The organism is Thiocapsa marina 5811 (assembly GCF_000223985.1).
In the GTDB taxonomy this organism is placed as follows: Bacteria; Pseudomonadota; Gammaproteobacteria; order Chromatiales; family Chromatiaceae; genus Thiocapsa; species Thiocapsa marina.
In genome coordinates this window covers 213,662-231,570 of sequence record NZ_AFWV01000004.1, presented here as the reverse complement: position 1 = coordinate 231,570, position 17,909 = coordinate 213,662, and the positions used below count along the sequence as shown (strand labels likewise).

Sequence of the window (17,909 nt, the reverse complement as noted above, 5' to 3'; positions counted from 1 at the left end):
GCTTCTTCGCTAGTACGGCCTCTGCTGACTTCTCGGATCCTCTCGGACCCGAGATCTCCCCGGGTAAGGTGCCAAGACTTTCGGCCCGTGCCGCCAAGCTCTACCTGATGCGTCTTTCGGTGACGGTTGGATTTCGCGGTCCCTAGCACGCTCATCGCCCGCATCCGGCCTCACTGCTTGTTCGTGTTCCTACGGTCGTGCCTTTGATCCACGCTTCTTTCAGCTTGGCCTCGCGGCTTCCACCTTGCGCTTCACTACGGTTGTCGTCACTCTCTCCGGTGACCTCTTTACAGGTCACAAGTCTGCCCATGCCGGGCACCCTAGGGGCGACTTTAGTCGCCCCTTCAGCCCCTACATACCTTGAAGGCATGCGCAGTCGAGATGCTCATTCTCGAAAATCGCCTAACTTAGACCTTGATTCGTTCGCGCAAGAACATCTTGGTACAGGGAACGAACCTGCCTGCCGACCGCGTCGATTCCGAACTCGCCGGCAAGCGCGGCGACTCCTCGAGCGCCGAGCGCCCGCCGCTGTTGCGGATCTGACTTGAGCTGACTCAATGCGCATGCCAATGCTTGCGCATCACCCGGGGGCGTCAGTAGGCCGTGACCGGCTCGGCGGACCAGCCAGCCGGTGCCTGAACCCGGAATGTCGCTGACCACGACGGGTTTGGAGAATCGCATGGCCTCGAGAAGCACGAGACCGAATGCCTCCGTGCGCTCGAGAGACGGTAAACACACCACATCGCAGGTTGCAAGCAACGCCCGAAGCTCTTGCTCGGACCTGAATCCAAGCAGTCTTACTTGAGCGGAGAGCCCGAGCGAACGGATCAGAGCCAGAAGCGAGGTGCTTTTCTCCCCGGCGCCGACGATGAGACATCCGACCTCGGGTAACCGCGAGATTGCTCGAATGAGGACCTCGTGACCCTTGTAGTAGGTCAAACGACCTATCGCGAGCACGCGCAATGGCGCTGAACCCCAAAGAGGCGTGACCTCCACCAGATCATCCGGATCGGGATCGGAGAGCCGCCTTGGGTCCAGCCCCAAAGGGATTGTGGTACAGCGGGATCGCCAAGACCTGAGAGGTTCGCTCGCGGCGAGATAGGTCGGAGACGTCGCCACAATCGCATCTGACCGATTCAGGAGCCTTTGCTCCAGCGGACGGTATGCTCGGTAAGCCAATGCCAAACGGCGATCGATCTTGGAGGCAACCAGGTCGGCATGCCAATGAACCACCCAGGGCAGGCGTCGCGCTCGCGCGATCGCCATCGCGAACAACGCAGAGCTGTTCGGCAGGTGGAGATGCAGCAGATCGGGCCTAAACTCCCGAATCGCGCGATCCAGCCAGAACGGGAAGGTCGGACTGACGGGAACATAGAGCAATCGACCGAAGGTCGGAGCACGATAGACCGGCGACGGATCCGATTCATCGGGGCGAGCTCCCGTCGGACCAAATCGTTCGTGATGAACCAAGGCCGCAACATCCACGCCGCCTTCCCGCAGCGCGCCGATCAAATCGAAAAGGAAGTACTCCATGCCGCCGGCGAACGGCGGATAGAACTTGCCGACGTGAAGGACGCGCATTGCTGTCAGGAGTCAAATCCGGAGTCCGGCACCTTGCTCCGAACGTCCGCGACATAGCCCGAGGCCGAAGACTCGAGGTGCGGGTGACGCGCCTCGAGCATCGCCAGTCTTTGGGCCAGCCGACGAATCTGCCGCTCCTGCCGTGAACGCTCCAGGTCCATCGTCAGGATCTTGATGAGCAGAAGGGTAAATCCCAGAATCAGTGCCAGGATCGGGGGATAACTGACGCCGAGGTAAGACGCCAAAACGTCGAAAGATCGCGGCCAGAAACCCAATACAACAACCGCGGCAGCCGCGCCGATCCACCAGAGTGCGAACGGGCCGTGAAGGTGGTCGCGTCGCACCAGCCACAGGATGATGCCGGCAACGGCCAACCCGATGGCCATCGATGTCAACTGATAGGTCATACGGGAGACCCGGGTTCATCCAAGAAGGGTTGTACCGGACCGCGGCCGATGCGGGCGATACACAGCAGGCTCGTCTGGATCATGTATCGGCCGACCGTCCACCAGGAATCGAAGATCCTCGAGCGGCCGTCGCCGCGTATCTGCATCGGCACTTGGACCTCTTGGATGCGCAACCCTTGACGACGCAAGATCAGCAACACGCCGACATCTTGGTAGTCGAGCAAGCTGGCGTCCGGGCATGAGAGTCGCTCGATCGCCGCGCGATTATAGGCGCGAAAGCCGGACGTGATATCGTCCACATCCATACCTGTGAGCGCGCGAAAATAGCGCCAGGCAATTCGGCGCGCCAGGCTCGCGCGCGAGGGGCAGGCGCCGATGACGACATCGGCCTCGCCGGCGCGGATGGGCGCAATCAGTTCGGGGATCAGGGCGGGCTCGTGTTGGCCATCGGCATCGAGCGTGACGGCGATCGGCCATCCGTGGCGCGCGGCGAACCGAAGTCCGGTCTGCGTGGCTCCCCACGCGCCGAGCTGGAGCGCAAGCGGCAGCACGATCGCACCGGCTGCACGGGCAAGATCGGCCGTATCGTCGCTGCTGTTGTCGTCCATGACGACCACCGGACGGTCCCCGCGATCACGCGCTGCGGTCACGATCCGCTCGATTGTCGCGGCCTCGTTGTGCGCCGGGATCAGGATCATAATGCTTGCCGAGGGTCAGGAGGTGGCCGTCCCTAAAGCGCCCGCCCCGGATGAGCTCGAAGGAGCTCGGATAGGCGACACGATACAACAAAACGAAGCCGGATTTCGAGACGCTTCGCCCCGTCGAACGCCCCCGGAATCGGCGCTCGAACCTACGGGCGGAAGGTCGCGCCCACAACGCAGAAGGAATCATCGTGGCCAAGCTCACCGCTCTTGCCATCCTCGCAACCTACAACGAGCAACGGTTCGTGCGTGCGTGCATCGAGAACCTGGCTCGACAAGGGTTCGAGACGTACCTCCTCGACAACGAATCAACGGACGGGACCGTCGAGATCGCCCGGCAGTACCTTGGCCGTGGCTTGATCGCAATCGAGTCGCTACCGCGCGACGGGTTCTACCGTTGGGAGCGGATTCTTCAGCGCAAGGTCGAGATCGCGCAGACATCCGGTCACGATTGGTTCATGCATGTCGACGCCGATGAGATCCGGCTTCCCCCTCCACCTTTCCGAACGATTCACGAGGCACTCGGGGAGGTCGATTCACAAGGCTATAACGCAGTCAATTTTGCGGAGCTTTGCTTCGTTCCGACCCGCGAGGAGCCCGATCACGATCATCCGCAGTTCCAAGACACCATGCGCCGGTATTACGCGATAAGGCCGTTTCCGCACAATCGCCTCAATCTTTGGAAACGCCAGGCATCGTCTCCCGACCTTGCGTCATCGGGTGGCCATCAAATCGGCTTCCCGGAATTAAAGGTCTATCCAACCGATTTTCTTATGCGCCATTATCTCTTCTTAAGCACAGCCCATGCCAAAGAAAAGTGGATTGACCGGCACTATGATCCGGAAGAGCTAGAACGGGGTTGGCATCGCTCCCGTGCCCGGCTTCAGGCGTCAGCCATACGACTGCAGAGCTCGAACGAGTTGCGACTGTATCGATCGGATCAGGAACTTGACGCCTCTGAGCCTCTGCAGGCTCACCCAGTTTTTTCTCTCCGATAGCCATGCAATCCGCGAGGCAGTGTTCAGCTGATCCGCGGCGTCCCGCGCGACGGTCGAATCCGCGGCGCGAAACACCCGAACCTGGCAATCGGCGAACCCGCCCCGCGTCTACCGGACCAAGGCCGACCTTTGGAACATGACGCCGATCAACTGCGGCGACTGCAATTCACCAACAGAGAAGTCATCGGCCCAACAACCTGATGGTCGAATCCACCGGTTGCCGCCTCTACGGCTTTTCCGCAGCCAGGTCTGAAGCGGTCATGAAGCTCGATAAAGATCGCCCCGACTCGGTCGATCCAATGAGCCGAGTGTTCGAAAAGCTCTTTCTCTGCCCCTTCGATGTCGACTTTCAGTACGTCGATCCGATCCAGCGAGAATCGCGACATCAATGACTCGATTGCGATCGCCCGCACGCGATGAATCCCCGAACGACCGGGGAAGGGAGTCGATGAGAAAAGGGAAGATGCCCAATGACCTTCTTTCTGGCCGTAGAGATCGAGGACGGTGTCCTCGAACCAGATTGCAGCCTGCACAGGCCTGATTCGCGGATAGTATCCAATGTTTTTCGTCAATAGCTTGAAGTTCTCCGGATCCGGCTCGACGGCGATGATCTCGGCATTAGGGTACTTGTTGGCGAAGAAAATTGCGGAAAAGCCGGTGTAGGCACCTAAGTCGACAATGATCCTGGGCTCGAACGGCAAGACCGCACCGTAGTCCTCTTGCATGAAGACGCTGAACCAGACCAAGGGATCGGTGCTGCCGAGACGAAGAAAACACTTCCGCCCGCAACAGTCGACGGCAACCAGCCTGCGATCTCCCCATCGTTCGCGACACAATAGGCGTCTCGCGCGCTCCGGCCCGAAGACCGTTACGATCTTCCTCAGTTGGCGCCGCGTTCGTTTCGTCGGTCGAGGCACTCGAAGATCCCGGAGTGGCGGCAGACAGCAGACGCGCAGGAGTCTGCTGTCTGCCTCGTCGAGCATCCGATGAATCGGATCCGGTTCGGAGCCCGGGTCGGCGCAGCCTTATTGATTGTCGAAGCAGTACCCGAAAATGTCCGCAGCGTCTTGATTGTCGCTAGCCGAGTTCAGGAATTGAGGAGAACCCATCTCCTGCCAGAAGACACCCGCAGTCGCCGTCGGGGGACTGCCGCAATTCGAACGGCAGCGACGGTGGCTGTTGACCCCGTTGATATAAGGACCATTCCGCGCGCCTGCGGGGTCGGTCCCCACAGATCCGTCGGTATCGGGATATTCCGTTGCAGGATGGCGCCAACTCAGGAACCAGCCGCCCCCGCTGGATCCACCAGTCAGGTCGCTGCCGATATATTTCGATTTCTGGCCACCCGCTCCCATATCAACCTCATACCACTCCGCGGAAGCCACTTGCTGGATCGTCTTTCCATCAAAAGGTGCGCCCTGCGGATATCCGAACTGAATGATTGGATGAGTCGTTGCCCAATTGTATGCATAGCCCGACCAACCGGTTCGATCCCCGATCGGACCGCTGTATTGATCGCCGGTGGTATTCGTGATCAAACAGGCCACATCGTAATCAACATCGGCCGTTTCGAAGTATGCGGTGCTGGTCGCGCCGTCACGCACGCCCCAGCAACCGGTCCCGGTCATCGGCCCGCTTTGGCTGTAGCCCGGACAGAAGAGGAAGTTCGTTGCCCACGAGCCGCTGCCGCTACTGACGCAGTGCCCCGCGGTTGCAATCACATTACGCCCGATTACGGTAGCCGAGCAGACATAGCTGGAACCACCAATCGAGAAAAACAACTTGCCGTGTACCGAGCGCGGCCAGATGTCATATCGACCCTGCATCGTCCAGCGCTGGAAGGGACCGTAGGGGCCATCCTTCGGATTTGTGGGCGCAGATCCGTACGTCTCCAACGACGCGTCCGAGGAATCGAGATCGAGATTGATCTCGTAGCTTTCCCCGGGCACGGGGGGCAGCTCGTCACTCTCGGGCGACCAGCCCGGCACGAGAATCGGCGGCCCCGGGGGCACATCGGCTTGCTCGGAGGAACCGCTCAACTGCGTGTCGGGAGCCACTACACGAGGCATCCCCCTCGGTTGCGCATTCTCCATCCGTTCCTGCGTCCAGTAGTCCTGGACAGCTCCCGATTGTGAACGTTGCAGCTCCGCCGGCATGGTCACGGGTCCCGGTGTTTCTCCTCCGCGATCTTGAGAAAAACCGGCTTGACTTGCGGTCAGCAGCACCGCAGCAATACTCAATGATCTCAGCATCCTAAGCTCCTCGTCGATGACATTCCGCCTAAAGGCTTTTCGGAGTGGAGACTCGCCTGTCGATGCAGTGAAAACGAGGCGAATCCGTGTGAAGATGCCGCGTGTCCCTGCGCTATGCAGTGTAGCAGCGTGAGGCTGAGCCTGCGAGCAAGACGGACCCTCGAATTCAGGAATCCGACAACGAGGGAACGTCAGCGCCATTTCTCGACAGCACAGAGGGGTTCGCCGCAGACGGGGGCCGCCGAGCGATCCGCCGAGATCGGACTCGACAGCGTCGTCCCTCTTAGGCTCCAATTGAAGCAAGGAGCATGGGGGGCTATGCCGACACCGATCGCGTCCGGACCGGAGCGGGTGCACGAAGTCCGGCCCCGGACGGGTGCCGGGCGCGGTACCATCGTTCGCGGTCTTCAATGCGCGCGAAGCATCCCGACGAGAGGGCCGAGTTTCTACCTCCCGAAGCGTTTTAGGCAATCTATGGTGTCGAAGAACACAAACGGGTCCCCGATAGCCGTCGGAGGCGTTGGCGGGAGCGGCACGCGCCTCGTCGCGGAGCTGTTGATCCGACTTGGGTTCTACGTCGGCAGCGATCTCAATGAATCGCTGGACAATCTCTGGTTCACGCTTTTGTTCAAGCGCACGGAGATTCTCGGCTGCTCGGACCTGGAATTTCGAACCTGTGCCGATCTTTTCACCCGTCGCATGCAGGGTCGTTCGGACTGCCAACCGGCCGCCGAGGCGTTTCTTCGACGTCTGGCCGACACGGACCGAGCCCAACACGATTCGAGCTGGCTCAAAGAACGAGTGATGTCGTTCCTCGGTCCGGTTGACCCTCCCGCTCCCGGAATCCGATGGGGCTGGAAAGAACCCAACACCCACGTCGTGTTGGATCGGCTCATGGGCGCGATGCCCGATCTCAAATATATCCACGTCTTTCGCAATGGCCTGGACATGGCGTACAGCCAAAACCAGAATCAGCTTCGCCTCTGGGGCCCGAGCTTCCTGGGCGAGGACTCGATTCACATCGACCCAAGACATGCGTTGAGGTATTGGCGGCACGTCCATGAGCGCCTACTCAGCGTGTTCGAGCGCTTCCCGGGTCGAGGCTTTATGCTTAACTTCGATGCACTTTGCGCGAACCCCCAACAAGCCCTCGAATCGATGTTGCGCTTTATCGAGGTCGACCCAAGCGTGCAACGCATCAGAGATTTGACCCCGTTGATTCGCCCGCCCGTGTCGATCGGTCGTTTCAAAGCGCACGACTCTGCCATATTCGACCAGGACGACATCCGATTCGTAGCGGATCTCGGTTTTCCGATCGGAGAGCGATCCCGAAACGGTGTCGGCTCCTCGGACCAGGGCAACGAGCCCGGCCGGAGAACCGGCGACACGCCTCGCGGATCGGCCAACGAGGTCGCCTCGGATAGGCTTCGCACGGTGCCGACTCGTCAAAAGCCGCCACTCCCGAGCAAGACCGGTGGAGAGCCGTATGGTGAATCCGAACGAGTCGGATCGGCCGAAACGATGGGAAGTCCCGCCGAGGTGCTGAACACCTATGGCGGTCACTCCGATGGATCGCAGCCCTCGCCGGGAGAGCGCCGCACCGCACTCCTCGTCCTCGGCATGCACCGCAGCGGCACCTCCGCCTTTACCAGGGTCTCCGGATTGCTCGGCGGAGCGCTCCCTCGGGATCTCATGCCTCCCGCGAAGAACAACAACGAAACCGGCTTCTGGGAGTCGATGGGGATCTACGAGCTGGACGATCTGATCCTCAAACACGCCGGCACCCGCTGGGACGACTGGCGGGCGCTTCCGGACGACTGGCTGAGCTCTACGAGAGCCGATGGTTTCAAAGCGAGGGCGATCACGGTCGTGCGAAACGCCTTCATGGACGATCCATTTATCGTTGTCAAGGATCCAAGAATCTGCCGACTCGTGCCCTTCTGGCGTGAGGTCTTGCAAGAGATGGAGATGGATGTCCTCAGTCTTCTTCCGATACGCAACCCGCTCGAGGTCGCCGCATCGCTCCGCAGACGCGATGGTTTCGATCCCGCCAAGGCCTATTTGCTTTGGCTGAGACACACGCTCGATGCCGAGGTCTCAACCCGCGGATCCCTCCGCTCCATCGTGACCTTCGAGCAACTGATGTCCAATTGGCGAGAATGCGTAACCGATATCAAAGCGCATCTAGGGGTGACGTGGCCGCAGATACCGCAGGCGCCAAACGCCGCGGCGATCGATGCCTTCCTACAGGACAGCTTGAGGCATAATCGGGCGAGTGATCATGAGCTCTATGACGACCAGAATGTCCCCGACTGGGTGAAGGCCACTTTTCGCTCGATGGTCGAGCTCAGTCATCACCCCGACTCCGCAAGCGCTCTGTGCGTGCTCGACGGCGTTAGAGGAGAGCTCGACAAGGCGACGCAGGCAATCGGGCCGACCGTCCATCTTGGCGAGATCGACGAAGAACCTCCGACGCCGAGCATCGAAACGGATCAAACGCGTTTCGACCAGAAAACGTCGCGGATCCTCGAATTGGAATCAGCCGTGCTGCTCCACCAACTGGAAACCGATGCACTCCGCTCCGAGATCATCGCGGCGGAACGCCGCGTGTCCGAGCTTGATTCGGTCGTTATTCGCAATCGCGCCCATATCGAAGACCTTCGTCGCAAGATCACGGAGCTTGAGATCGGCGGACAGAAAGACAGGATGGCGGCGGTCGAGCACCGTTCACGGAATCAGCATCTGGAAAGCCGCTTGGGAACGAGTCAAAGCCGCATCGAGCGCTTGTCGCGACAACGCGACGCCATGGCGTTTCGGGTCAATGCACTCCAGAGTACGGCGTCTTGGCAGATCGGCCGCTATGTGGTCGCAGCCGAGCAACGCTTTCCACGGATTCTTCGTTCTGTTTTGGCCGCGCCGAAATGGGTTATCTGGATATTGACGCTACGTGCTTCGGATCGGCTTCGCTTGCGCTACGAGGTTCGTCGACTCCGTGCGTCCGGACTCTTCGACGAAGCCTGGTATGTCTGCTCTTATCCGGAGATTCTTTCATCAGGACATCATGCGGCAGCGCACTGGTCCTTGCTCGGCTGGAGGAACGGTCTACAGCCGAACCCGCTTTTCAAAACGAGGTGGTATCTCGAAAACAACCGGGACGTCGGCGCAGCCGGAATCGATCCCCTACTTCACTACTTCACTCAGGGCGCTTTCGAAGGACGGGATCCGCATCCATGTTTTTCATCGAGTTGGTATCTCGAACAAAACCTCGATGTCGCGCGGTCCGGCATCAACCCTTTAACACATTTTCTCTCAACCGGCGCGAATGAGCGACGCGACCCCAATCCGTCTTTCAAAATATCGCAATACCTATCGGAACATCCGGAAATCGCCAACAGCGGGGTAAATCCACTCGTTCATTCCCTTCTTCATGGCGATAAAGAAGGCCAGGCCGACACGACATGAAAAGAGAGCAAGCCACAAACGCTTGATTTCTCGATTTCTCGGGGTGCCCTGACGAACAATCGCAACCATCAATTGTGGTAGTGCTCCGAGCGCTTGCGGGAAGACTCAGCCCCCGTCAAGTCGGATAAGAAGGAGCGGAATTGTACGATCCAAAGCAAAATAGGTGAGATCGGCGGAAGTATGAGATAGCCGAATTTGAACGCCAGTGCAAGTAGCTCGTATCCGGCGGGGGAGAACGCGAGCTGCTCGCGGGCAGCTCCGTCGATGTGAAAAGCCAAGATCTTCATGATGCCCGTGCTCACCCCGAAGAGCTGGACGACGAACAGGATCGCCATGCCGACCAGCCAGACAAATACTTTCCTTCGATGATCCCCCGGCGATGCGAGAACCAATGCCGTATAGAGAGGTACGCAGTACCCGTAATCCAAAGGATGGGTTTCGAACCGTATGAGGCCAACCATTGTCGTAGCGGCATCGGGGTGCGGCACACTCAACTGAGTCGTGACCAGAAGCTTATTTCCGGCGGGCTCGATTCCACCGATCAGGTTCGGTAGAAGCCAGGTCATGAACATATCAAGAACCGACGCCAACGGAATGACGGAGATAATGGACGAGAAATACCAAACCCCGTAGCAGACCGGTAGCCAAAGCCCGACCTTGAGCGCAAACCGACCGACGGGACTCATGCGAGCACCTCGGGATCCGGCCGAGAACGGGCATTTCCGATGGAAATCCAGCGCAACCAGAACAAGAAGACCAGAAGCACGTCCAGCATGATCAACGCCTGCCACACATAGAGATGAGCCCAATCGAAGAGCGTCTGATTCCATTGGCCGATGTAAAACAGGCTGATGATCCGAATCAAGTTCAATGCCTGGACAGTAACCAGACCTACCAGAATTCCGATCAGCTTTTGTACCCATGAGGCCGGAAAGGCGAGCATGGCAGCGAGAAGAATAATACCGGCCTCTACGCCATTGCATCCTGCCTCGATGGACACGGCGAAACCCGATGCCTGATCCCAGATCAACTTGCCCTGGGCCCTCACCTGGTCGTCGAACAACTGCATGATCGCGGCACTGACATGGGTCACGCCTGCCGTAAAGGGCAGCACAAAGGCGTTTTGAACCGGAGGGGTCATCTCTGCAATGAAAAGAACGCTGACGATCACAAAAAACAGCACGATAAATCGAAACACGCGAATCGACTCCCTATTGCGAGACAGCTGCCCGCCTCCGGCCGCAATCTGGTTAAATTCGGAATCCTTCGGAAAAACGGCAAAACTGCCGGCAGGACCAGCTTGACCTGCAACCTATCAAGAAGCCGCCAACGCCTCGACAGCCTCGCATAAGAAATGCCCGAGAACCAGGTGAAGCTCCTGAATCCTCGGCGTCTCGCGGGACGGAACCGAAAGCAGGATGTCCGCGGGCGCGAGAAGATCGGCATGACGGGCACCGGTCAACAGCACGCTCAACACCCGACGCTCGGCGGCGCCTTCGAGGACCCGGACGATATTGGGCGAACGACCGCTTGTGGAAAGCGCCCAGAGCACGTCGCCGGGTCGGGCCAAGGCTGTCAGGGGGCGAGAGAAGATCTCGTCGAAGGAGAAGTCGTTGGCGACCGCGGTCAAGGCGCTGGTATCGAAACCCAAAGCGACGGCCGGTATGGGGTTGCGTGTCTTGTTCAGGAAGGGACCGATCAATTCACCGCTGAGGTGGGTGGCCTCGCCGGCGCTGCCGCCGTTTCCGCAGATGAAGAGCGTGCCTCCGTTGCGGATGGACTCGGCGGTGCGCACCGCGGCACCGACCGTCGCGGCGAGCAGATCGGCGTCGCCCCGGACGGCTTCGACAAGCGCTGCAGTGGCGCCGAGTCGGTCGGCGAGCATCGCGGAAAGGTCTTGATGCGAAAGTTGTGCGGGCACGCGCGCTCCTGGCTCCGATTGATCCGTCATGGTGGTCTGCACTCGATCACGTGTCGGCGCAGTAGGCATCCCGCCTTCGGCGCATTTCGGGTTGTCGGCGGCCATCCGACGTATGGCTCTAATGTGCCATCCGGTGCGGCTCTGGACAAGGGCCGAGGTGCGATCGAGTCTTCGATCTCGGCCGCCCGCAGCATGCACTGCCGACCGATGGGGCGGGGCATTCATCCTGCTCGAAAACGGTTGCGCAGTTGCTTTGACCGACGCAAAAAGGTCCGAGGCCCTACGGGCTCCGATCGTTCGTCGGGGCCGCCTCATGCGCCCGATGTTCCCGTGAATAGTCCACACCCCGGATGGCCATGATCACCGCCTCCCATTGATTCCACAGGCATAAAGTCTCCTCACCAGTTGCCGCCAACGCGGGGCGATCCGCCGCGACCCGGAGAGAGTCCGGGTCTGAATCCGGGGAGGAGCAGCAGAATGCCATCCAAAGTAGCGCCGCAGTCACACCATCGCCCGAACGGCCCGTCTTTCAACCGGCCCGAGCCCAGGATGCGGCGGGGCAAGGCCGGAGAATCAGGCGCCGATGCGGCATCCGCCGAGTTCGGCCACGCCTTCGTCCGGTCGTCGGTGATGTCGATCGCCGGCCGAGCCAATGGTCTCCCCGGTATCGGACAAGCCCCCGCGCACGCGCCGAGCGGACCGTTGCCCGGCGACCAACCCTCGACCCGCCGGCACGATCTCGGACGGCTCTTGCCCGAAATCGCCACAGCCCTGATCGTTGCCGCCATGATCGTTGCAGGTGGAACCGCTGCCTGGATGGATCCGTGGCTGATCCTGTTGTTGCCCGCGTTGATCCGGACGGCTTTGATGGGCTCGATCGCGTTGCATGGTCTAGGTCACGCGCTCGCCGCCGGGCCCGTCGGGATCGGGCGATTCGTAGACTATCTGAGCGCTCTGCCGCCCTGCGGTCTTCTCCCCTTCGGTCCGCTCTTCATCCCCGGCCTAAGTCACCCGACGCGGGCGCCGCAATTCGCTCTGGGCGGCTTGTCGCCGACTCGACGGCGCTGGATCGCCTTTGCCGGGCCCGCGGCGAGCCTGGTCGCCCTCTGCGCGTCAACGGCCGCACTTGCAGCATTTGAGATCTCCTCGACCCCATCGCAGTGGGTCCTGCTCCTGCTCGTCGGTGCCAACGCTTGGATTCTCCTGACCTCTTGGACAGACTACGCCACACTGATCTCCGGGGCGGGTCGCGCTGTCTTCTGCGGCAATTTCGGCATCCTGTCGAAACGGGATCCGGGCGAGCGCGGCTTCCTGCCGCGCCGCTTCAGGCGCCTGGCCGAGCGGCTGGGACAGGCCACGGATGTTCGCGGACAGCAAGCCGGCGGCATTGCGGTGCTGGGCGCAAAAGGGCGCTTCGTGGGCCGGAAGATCGTCAACGGCAAGCGAGGCGACCTGACCCGCGATCTGCTGCGCGCCTTCCGCCGACGTGCCGCCGGGCAGCGACTGATCGGTCGTAAACCCCTGCGCGAGATCTTCCACCTCGTCGGCCACTATCGCTACGGCACCTCAAGCTGCCCCGCCGAGATCGAGACCCATTGGCACCGCTGGGCGCGTCCCCGCACCGCGCCTGTGTGGTCCGTGGATGGACAGGACTTGGTCTGCCGCCGTCGTGTCGTCGAGAACCTCATCACTCACAACGGCGACTTCGATGCCTGGATCGCCCCATGGGGCCGAGTATCCAATCCGGCTCTGGGTCAGTGGCTGAGCGAGGTCTTGGGGGAATCGAACGCGGCGCGAGGCGACTCTCCGAAGATCGCGGGGATGCTCGATCTTCTGCTCACCCAAGGACGCTGGGATGCCTCCCTGCGGCTCGGCTACGCCTTGCTGACGGGCCGAGCGCTTCCACGCCGGGATCTGGCGGCGCTGACCGCGATCTTCGATGAGGTCTTTACCCGATGGGCCGTCGGGCTGGATGTCGCCCACCGGGATGACTGCGCCCGCCCTCTCGTGGTCGGCTGCACCTCGCTGGCGGAGGTGTTCGCGCGCAATGCCGAAGCCACCCGGCGACTGGTCGACGCGCTTCGGCAGGCATCCCTGTCGGTGACACGCGATTGGCCGGACGACGCAAAGCGGTTCCGGCAGCGGATCGTCGGCCGGGCCGTGCATGCCTTCTTCCACAACGATCTCTACACGGCCACGATGCTCTTCATGGAGCGGGCCGAAGGGACCTTCGGCCTTGTGACGACGACGAGCCTTCAACCCGGCGTGGTGGCCTTGGCAGCGGAGCGGCAACCCCTCTTCATCGGCGCCGATCCCGAGACGGGTATGCTCATCTATGCCTCGGAGGCCGCCGCCCTGACGGTGGCCTGCGGGCCGAACCCGGACGGGACGCCTCTGCCCTACCGCTACGACCTCAGCGACGGCGATCTTGTCCTGCTCCAGGTACGCGAAGACACGGCGGACAACAGCATCACCGTGATGAATCGGCACAGGCACGAGGCACCGACCACCGAGCGGATCACCCCCCGCTCGCTGGCCGACACCGCACGGGCCGAGGATCCGCATGGCTGGATCGCCGTGTCGGACAACCCCTATCTCGAGACCAGACCGACGCCGCCCGGTCGGGACCGTGTCCTGGACGAGATGACGGACATCCCGTCGGTCTTGGAGCGGATTCGACGCGACTGGAGCGACCCGGCTTCGCTCAACCGGCGCACCGCGCGCGCCTTTTCGACCCGTTTTCTGGACAGCGCATCGCACTGGGCCGAGCAGCAGCAGGGCCAAGCCGTGCCGAGCATGCATTCCGAGCTGGACCTCCTGGTCCTGGGCGTGGAGAACAACCTCTACGTGGGCGAGCGCTTCATCGAGGACCTGCGTCGGATCTTCCCTTACCTGAATGCCCGGGCGGTGGATTCGGTGCGCTACTGCGATGATCCGCAGCGCCATGACGTCGGCCCGACCACGATCACGCTCGCGATCAGCCACTCCGGGCAAACCTTCAACACCCTCGACGCCGTTCGGTTTGTTCAGGCACTCCACGCGGCGGGGAAGGCCGGCCCTGTATTCGTCATGACAGGAGAGGCCGATACCCTGATGGGGGCCGCCGTGGGGCAAGGCGTGAAGGCCGATGCGCCGTGGGTGGAGCGCGCACTCACCACGGGCGCGGGATGGCGATCCGCGGAGCCGGCCACCGTGAGCGCCGCGGCGACCCATGCCACCCTGACCCAGCTGATGCTTCGATTGGCGCGTGACGCGCTGACGCGCTCCAACGAGACCGTCCGACCCTTCGGCTTTGCGGTGCGGAACGACGATCTGGAGAAGTTGGACGCCTTGGACCAGCTCACGGTCCGCCGCGCCGAAGCCATCTTCGGCCGAACGACCGAGGGCTGGGATGTGGAGACCGAGGAGCGGGCCGGCTTGAAAGGGGAAGGCCGGTATCTCGCCAGTCTTCTCACGGAGCCCGCTCTCGTATTCATCGCAACGGCGGTTCACCTCTTCGTGATGCTCTGGCTCGGCTGGAACCCCGTGCTTGGCGGGGACGCACTGTTGCGAAGCACCGTCGGTTGGTCGGTCCTCGACCTCGGCAGCCCGATCGGCGAGATGATCCTGGCGGGGTTGCAAACCGCCTATTTCCTCTTCGCGGCGGTGCTCTTTACCTTGATCTTGCGCGTGCTTCAGCGACGCCCTCTGTGGGATCGGGTGTTCGTCGGGCGAACACTCGTGATCGGCGAGGAGCCGTACGTGAAGAATCTCCTCGCCCAGTATGTGAGCAAATTGTTCTCGCTCGCCTACGAATTCGCGGGATTCGTCGGCATCCACGCGGCGGACTCCCGCTCCGGCGAGCTCCTGCATCTCTACGGCCATCGCATCACGCGCGGACTGGTGCTGTTTCTGGGGCTGCCGGACGGCCGCTGGCCGGGCCGGGAGCGCGCCGAGGCCGCCGTCTGCATGACCTCCAGCCAAGCGCGCGGTGTGCGCAACATGGGGGGCGGAGCGCTCGTCGTCGGCGTCGGCCACAACGCGGTATCCGCCGCGAAGGTCGACCGATTCGTTCGCCTCGGCGCCTGCGATCACCCGTTGGGGGACATGCCCCGCGTCCTGCGCGGCGGCTGGTCCGAGCTGGCCCGCGATCTACAGGAGTCGCGTTTCGCCGCCTTCGAGCGTCTCATGGCGGGGTACGTCATCTTCCACACCGCTGCCGCGTGCACACGCGATCTCATGAACGCCCTGGTGCCGCTGGCCAACCTTCTGTGGACGCCGGTATTCTGGACCGTGCGATTGCTCACGCTCGGCCGTGTCAGACCCAGCTTCGGCTATTGGGATCTCGCCCGGACCCAAAGCGGTACCCGAATCACGACGACCGCCGCCCCGGTTCCGGCCATTACGCAAAACCCGCGGGATTATCTGACCGCGAAGGAGCGCAATGCCGCGGTGCAGACGCACCGCCTGCGCCGTCTCGGTGTCGTGCCCTACGCATCCGCGACCTTCGCCGTGCAGGTGGAGACCGGAACGACGAAGCGCAGCTCCGCCCCCGGCTCTCGATTCGCCACATCCACGGTGCCGCCCATCGCCTCGGCGAGCTGACGCACCAGCGCGAGCCCGATGCCGGTCCCGGCTGTTTCGCGCGTGAGTCCGCCGTCGACCCGATAAAAGAGACGAAAGATCTTGCGCATCTGAGCGGGCGGCACACCGGGGCCGTAGTCGCGGACCCAAAAGACCAGCGTGCCTCGATCGGCCAGCCGGCAGCCGATATCGACCTGTTTGCGCTCGGCATCGGCCGAGAACTTCACTGCATTGTCGACGAGGTTGATCAGGATCTGACTGAAGGCATCCTCGTCCACCAAGACGACGGCCGCGGCGGCCTGCGCGCCGCAATCGATGTTCAGCGTGAAGCCGGCGCGTTCGACCCGCGATGTCACCTTCGATCGGATCAGCTCCGTCAGCTCGCCCGCCGTGACGGGTCGGAGATGCAGACGCAGGTCGTTGCGGGTCATGCGCGCGAGCTGCAGGACGTTCTCGATGAGGCGCGACAGGCGCTCGCTCTCTTCATGGATGAAGGCGTAATAGGTCGGGCGCTTCTCCTCCGGCACCCAGCCTTCGCGGAGCAGCTCGCCGTACATGCGGATCGAGGTCAATGGGGTCTTCAGCTCGTGGCTCACGGCCGAGACGAAGTCCTGCTGCTGGCGGGCAAGCGCGATCTGGCGCAGGCCGAGCCGGTAGATGAGAGAGATGCCGCCGCAGAGGATCGCGACGAGTGCCGCAGCGATCCAATACAAGAGGTGCGCACCCGGAGCGGTCGGCAGCCGACCGACACTGAACAGCAGCTCCATGCCTTGGAGCGGCGCGGACAAGCGGGTGCGCAGCAGCAAGGCGCCGCGCAGCTCCTCGGCGCTCGAAAGGTAGCCGCGCGAGGCTTGACTCGGGTAGGCGGCCAGGACGTCGCCGTCCCACGCGACAACGAGATCCGTCGTCTGCGACAGCAGCGTCTCGCGGAAGACGCCCTCGATGCCGCCGCGCAGGAAGGGCCTCTGCTCCACGAGCACGCCCTGGATAAGACGCTGGCCGTCCTGCCGGACCTGACGAAAGAGCACGAAATGCCCGCTGTCGAGCAGGCTCATTCGAAAGGGGTCGACCTCGGTTTCGAAGAGACTGACCGCGGGGACTGTGCCGTCCGCCCTCGGCTCGGACACGCCGAGCGGATTCGGCGCAGGCGAACCCGCCGGGCCCGGAACGCGGCCTTCCGTGCGCGCGAGGCCCTGCTCCGGTCGGTCGTCGTCCTGTCGCTCGCTCGGGGGAAGGCCCTCGGTGGTGGCCGGGGCGGCCGGTGCCGCCTGCTGAAAACGCTCATCGAGCTTGAGGTCCTCGACGCGGCCGAGGGTGCCGTGGGCTTGCGTCTTCCGCTCACGCATCGGCGAGACATCGATTTCGGAGAGTCGGTCGAATGCCGCTTGCGGCAGGGCCCGCTCCTCTTTCGGCGTCGCGATCGGAAGGGCATTGGCGGTCGGTCCGAGGCTGTCCTTGTCGCGACGCCCGCCGAGCATCGGATCCTCGGGCATCGGATGTTCGGGCATCGCGTCGGCCTCGATCCGGGCCCCCTGGACCAGTCGGTTGTCCGTGAGGATCCCGCGGATGCGCTCTTCCAGCGCTTCCCGTCCGGCGCGCTCGCCCGGCGCGATCCCGAGCGCGCGTGCATCGCCGTCGCGCGTCGGGACGAGGGGCGTGGTCAAGGTGCCGGCGGCATCCACCTGGAAATGACCGACGAGCCCCGGAAGCGTTGGGGAGACAGGGTACCGAGCCAGCGGCGAGCGCTGCGGAAGGGTACCCGCCCCGTCCCACGTCGCGACGAGAAACCCGTAGTCCGCGACGGCGCGTGCCTCTTCGGCATTGACGATCTCCCGGAGACGCGTGTCGATGCGGGCGGCCAACTCCTCGGCGAGCAACTGATGTTGCCGGAAGGCCGCCCATTTCAGGTGCCCGAAGGCTTGATGAATGAGCAGACTGGCTGGGATCGCGAGCGCAACGAAGAAGAGGCCGAGCACGAGACGCAGCCGCCTCGGGTTCCAACCCGCGAGTCCGGTCCCGCGCAT

General features: G+C 62.5%; 12 protein-coding genes. 3 read left to right on the top strand and 9 right to left on the bottom strand.

Annotation, left to right across the window (positions count from 1 at the left end):
- Positions 1–402: 402 nt before the first annotated feature.
- The 3 genes from THIMADRAFT_RS07310 to THIMADRAFT_RS07300 are packed head-to-tail and all read right to left on the bottom strand — an operon-like array spanning position 403 to position 2,686.
- Positions 403–1,581 (bottom strand): glycosyltransferase, encoded by a 1,179-nt coding sequence (locus tag THIMADRAFT_RS07310; protein ID WP_007192350.1) that lies wholly within the window; start codon positions 1,579–1,581, stop codon positions 403–405.
- 5 nt (positions 1,582–1,586) lie between these two features.
- A complete protein-coding gene (locus tag THIMADRAFT_RS07305; protein ID WP_007192349.1) occupies positions 1,587–1,988 on the bottom strand; it encodes a DUF2304 domain-containing protein in 402 nt (133 codons plus the stop codon).
- Positions 1,985–2,686 (bottom strand): glycosyltransferase family 2 protein, encoded by a 702-nt coding sequence (locus THIMADRAFT_RS07300; protein ID WP_007192348.1) that lies wholly within the window; start codon positions 2,684–2,686, stop codon positions 1,985–1,987. Before THIMADRAFT_RS07300 ends, THIMADRAFT_RS07305 begins: the two co-directional genes overlap by 4 nt.
- A 194-nt stretch (positions 2,687–2,880) precedes the next feature.
- Here THIMADRAFT_RS07300 and THIMADRAFT_RS07295 point away from each other — a divergent pair, with 194 nt between their 5' ends.
- A complete protein-coding gene (locus tag THIMADRAFT_RS07295) occupies positions 2,881–3,687 on the top strand; it encodes a glycosyltransferase (RefSeq protein ID WP_007192347.1) in 807 nt (268 codons plus the stop codon).
- A gap of 146 nt (positions 3,688–3,833) precedes the next feature.
- Here THIMADRAFT_RS07295 and THIMADRAFT_RS24515 read toward each other — a convergent pair whose 3' ends face one another.
- Together THIMADRAFT_RS24515 and THIMADRAFT_RS07285 are read right to left on the bottom strand one after the other, a co-directional pair.
- The gene (locus THIMADRAFT_RS24515) at positions 3,834–4,412 is read right to left on the bottom strand and encodes an FkbM family methyltransferase (protein ID WP_158308363.1); all 579 of its coding nucleotides are present in this window, start codon (positions 4,410–4,412) and stop codon (positions 3,834–3,836) included.
- Positions 4,413–4,712: 300 nt separating this feature from the next.
- The gene (locus THIMADRAFT_RS07285; protein WP_007192345.1) at positions 4,713–5,939 is read right to left on the bottom strand and encodes a trypsin-like serine peptidase; all 1,227 of its coding nucleotides are present in this window, start codon (positions 5,937–5,939) and stop codon (positions 4,713–4,715) included.
- 114 nt (positions 5,940–6,053) lie between these two features.
- On the opposite strand from THIMADRAFT_RS07285, the gene THIMADRAFT_RS07280 reads away from it, so the two are divergent.
- Positions 6,054–9,401: a sulfotransferase gene (locus tag THIMADRAFT_RS07280; RefSeq protein WP_083829224.1), complete on the top strand. Its 3,348-nt coding sequence runs from the start codon at positions 6,054–6,056 to the stop codon at positions 9,399–9,401.
- Positions 9,402–9,469: 68 nt separating this feature from the next.
- Here THIMADRAFT_RS07280 and THIMADRAFT_RS07275 read toward each other — a convergent pair whose 3' ends face one another.
- From THIMADRAFT_RS07275 to THIMADRAFT_RS07265, 3 genes are all read right to left on the bottom strand, one after another.
- The gene (locus THIMADRAFT_RS07275; RefSeq protein ID WP_007192343.1) at positions 9,470–10,087 is read right to left on the bottom strand and encodes an exosortase H-associated membrane protein; all 618 of its coding nucleotides are present in this window, start codon (positions 10,085–10,087) and stop codon (positions 9,470–9,472) included.
- On the bottom strand, positions 10,084–10,599 hold the full coding sequence (gene xrtH / locus THIMADRAFT_RS07270) for an exosortase H (protein ID WP_007192342.1): 516 nt from the start codon (positions 10,597–10,599) through the stop codon (positions 10,084–10,086). The genes THIMADRAFT_RS07275 and xrtH overlap by 4 nt, the downstream gene beginning before the upstream one ends.
- A 117-nt stretch (positions 10,600–10,716) precedes the next feature.
- Complete coding sequence (locus tag THIMADRAFT_RS07265; protein WP_007192341.1) at positions 10,717–11,322, bottom strand: D-sedoheptulose-7-phosphate isomerase; 606 nt, start codon at positions 11,320–11,322, stop codon at positions 10,717–10,719.
- A 477-nt stretch (positions 11,323–11,799) separates the two neighbouring features.
- On the opposite strand from THIMADRAFT_RS07265, the gene THIMADRAFT_RS26495 reads away from it, so the two are divergent.
- Positions 11,800–15,906, top strand: a complete 4,107-nt coding sequence (locus THIMADRAFT_RS26495) for a zinc metalloprotease (protein ID WP_007192340.1) — start codon at positions 11,800–11,802, stop codon at positions 15,904–15,906.
- On the opposite strand, the gene THIMADRAFT_RS25495 is transcribed toward THIMADRAFT_RS26495, so the two are convergent.
- A complete protein-coding gene (locus tag THIMADRAFT_RS25495; RefSeq protein ID WP_007192339.1) occupies positions 15,792–17,909 on the bottom strand; it encodes a sensor histidine kinase in 2,118 nt (705 codons plus the stop codon). The two genes, THIMADRAFT_RS26495 and THIMADRAFT_RS25495, sit on opposite strands and share 115 nt — an antisense overlap.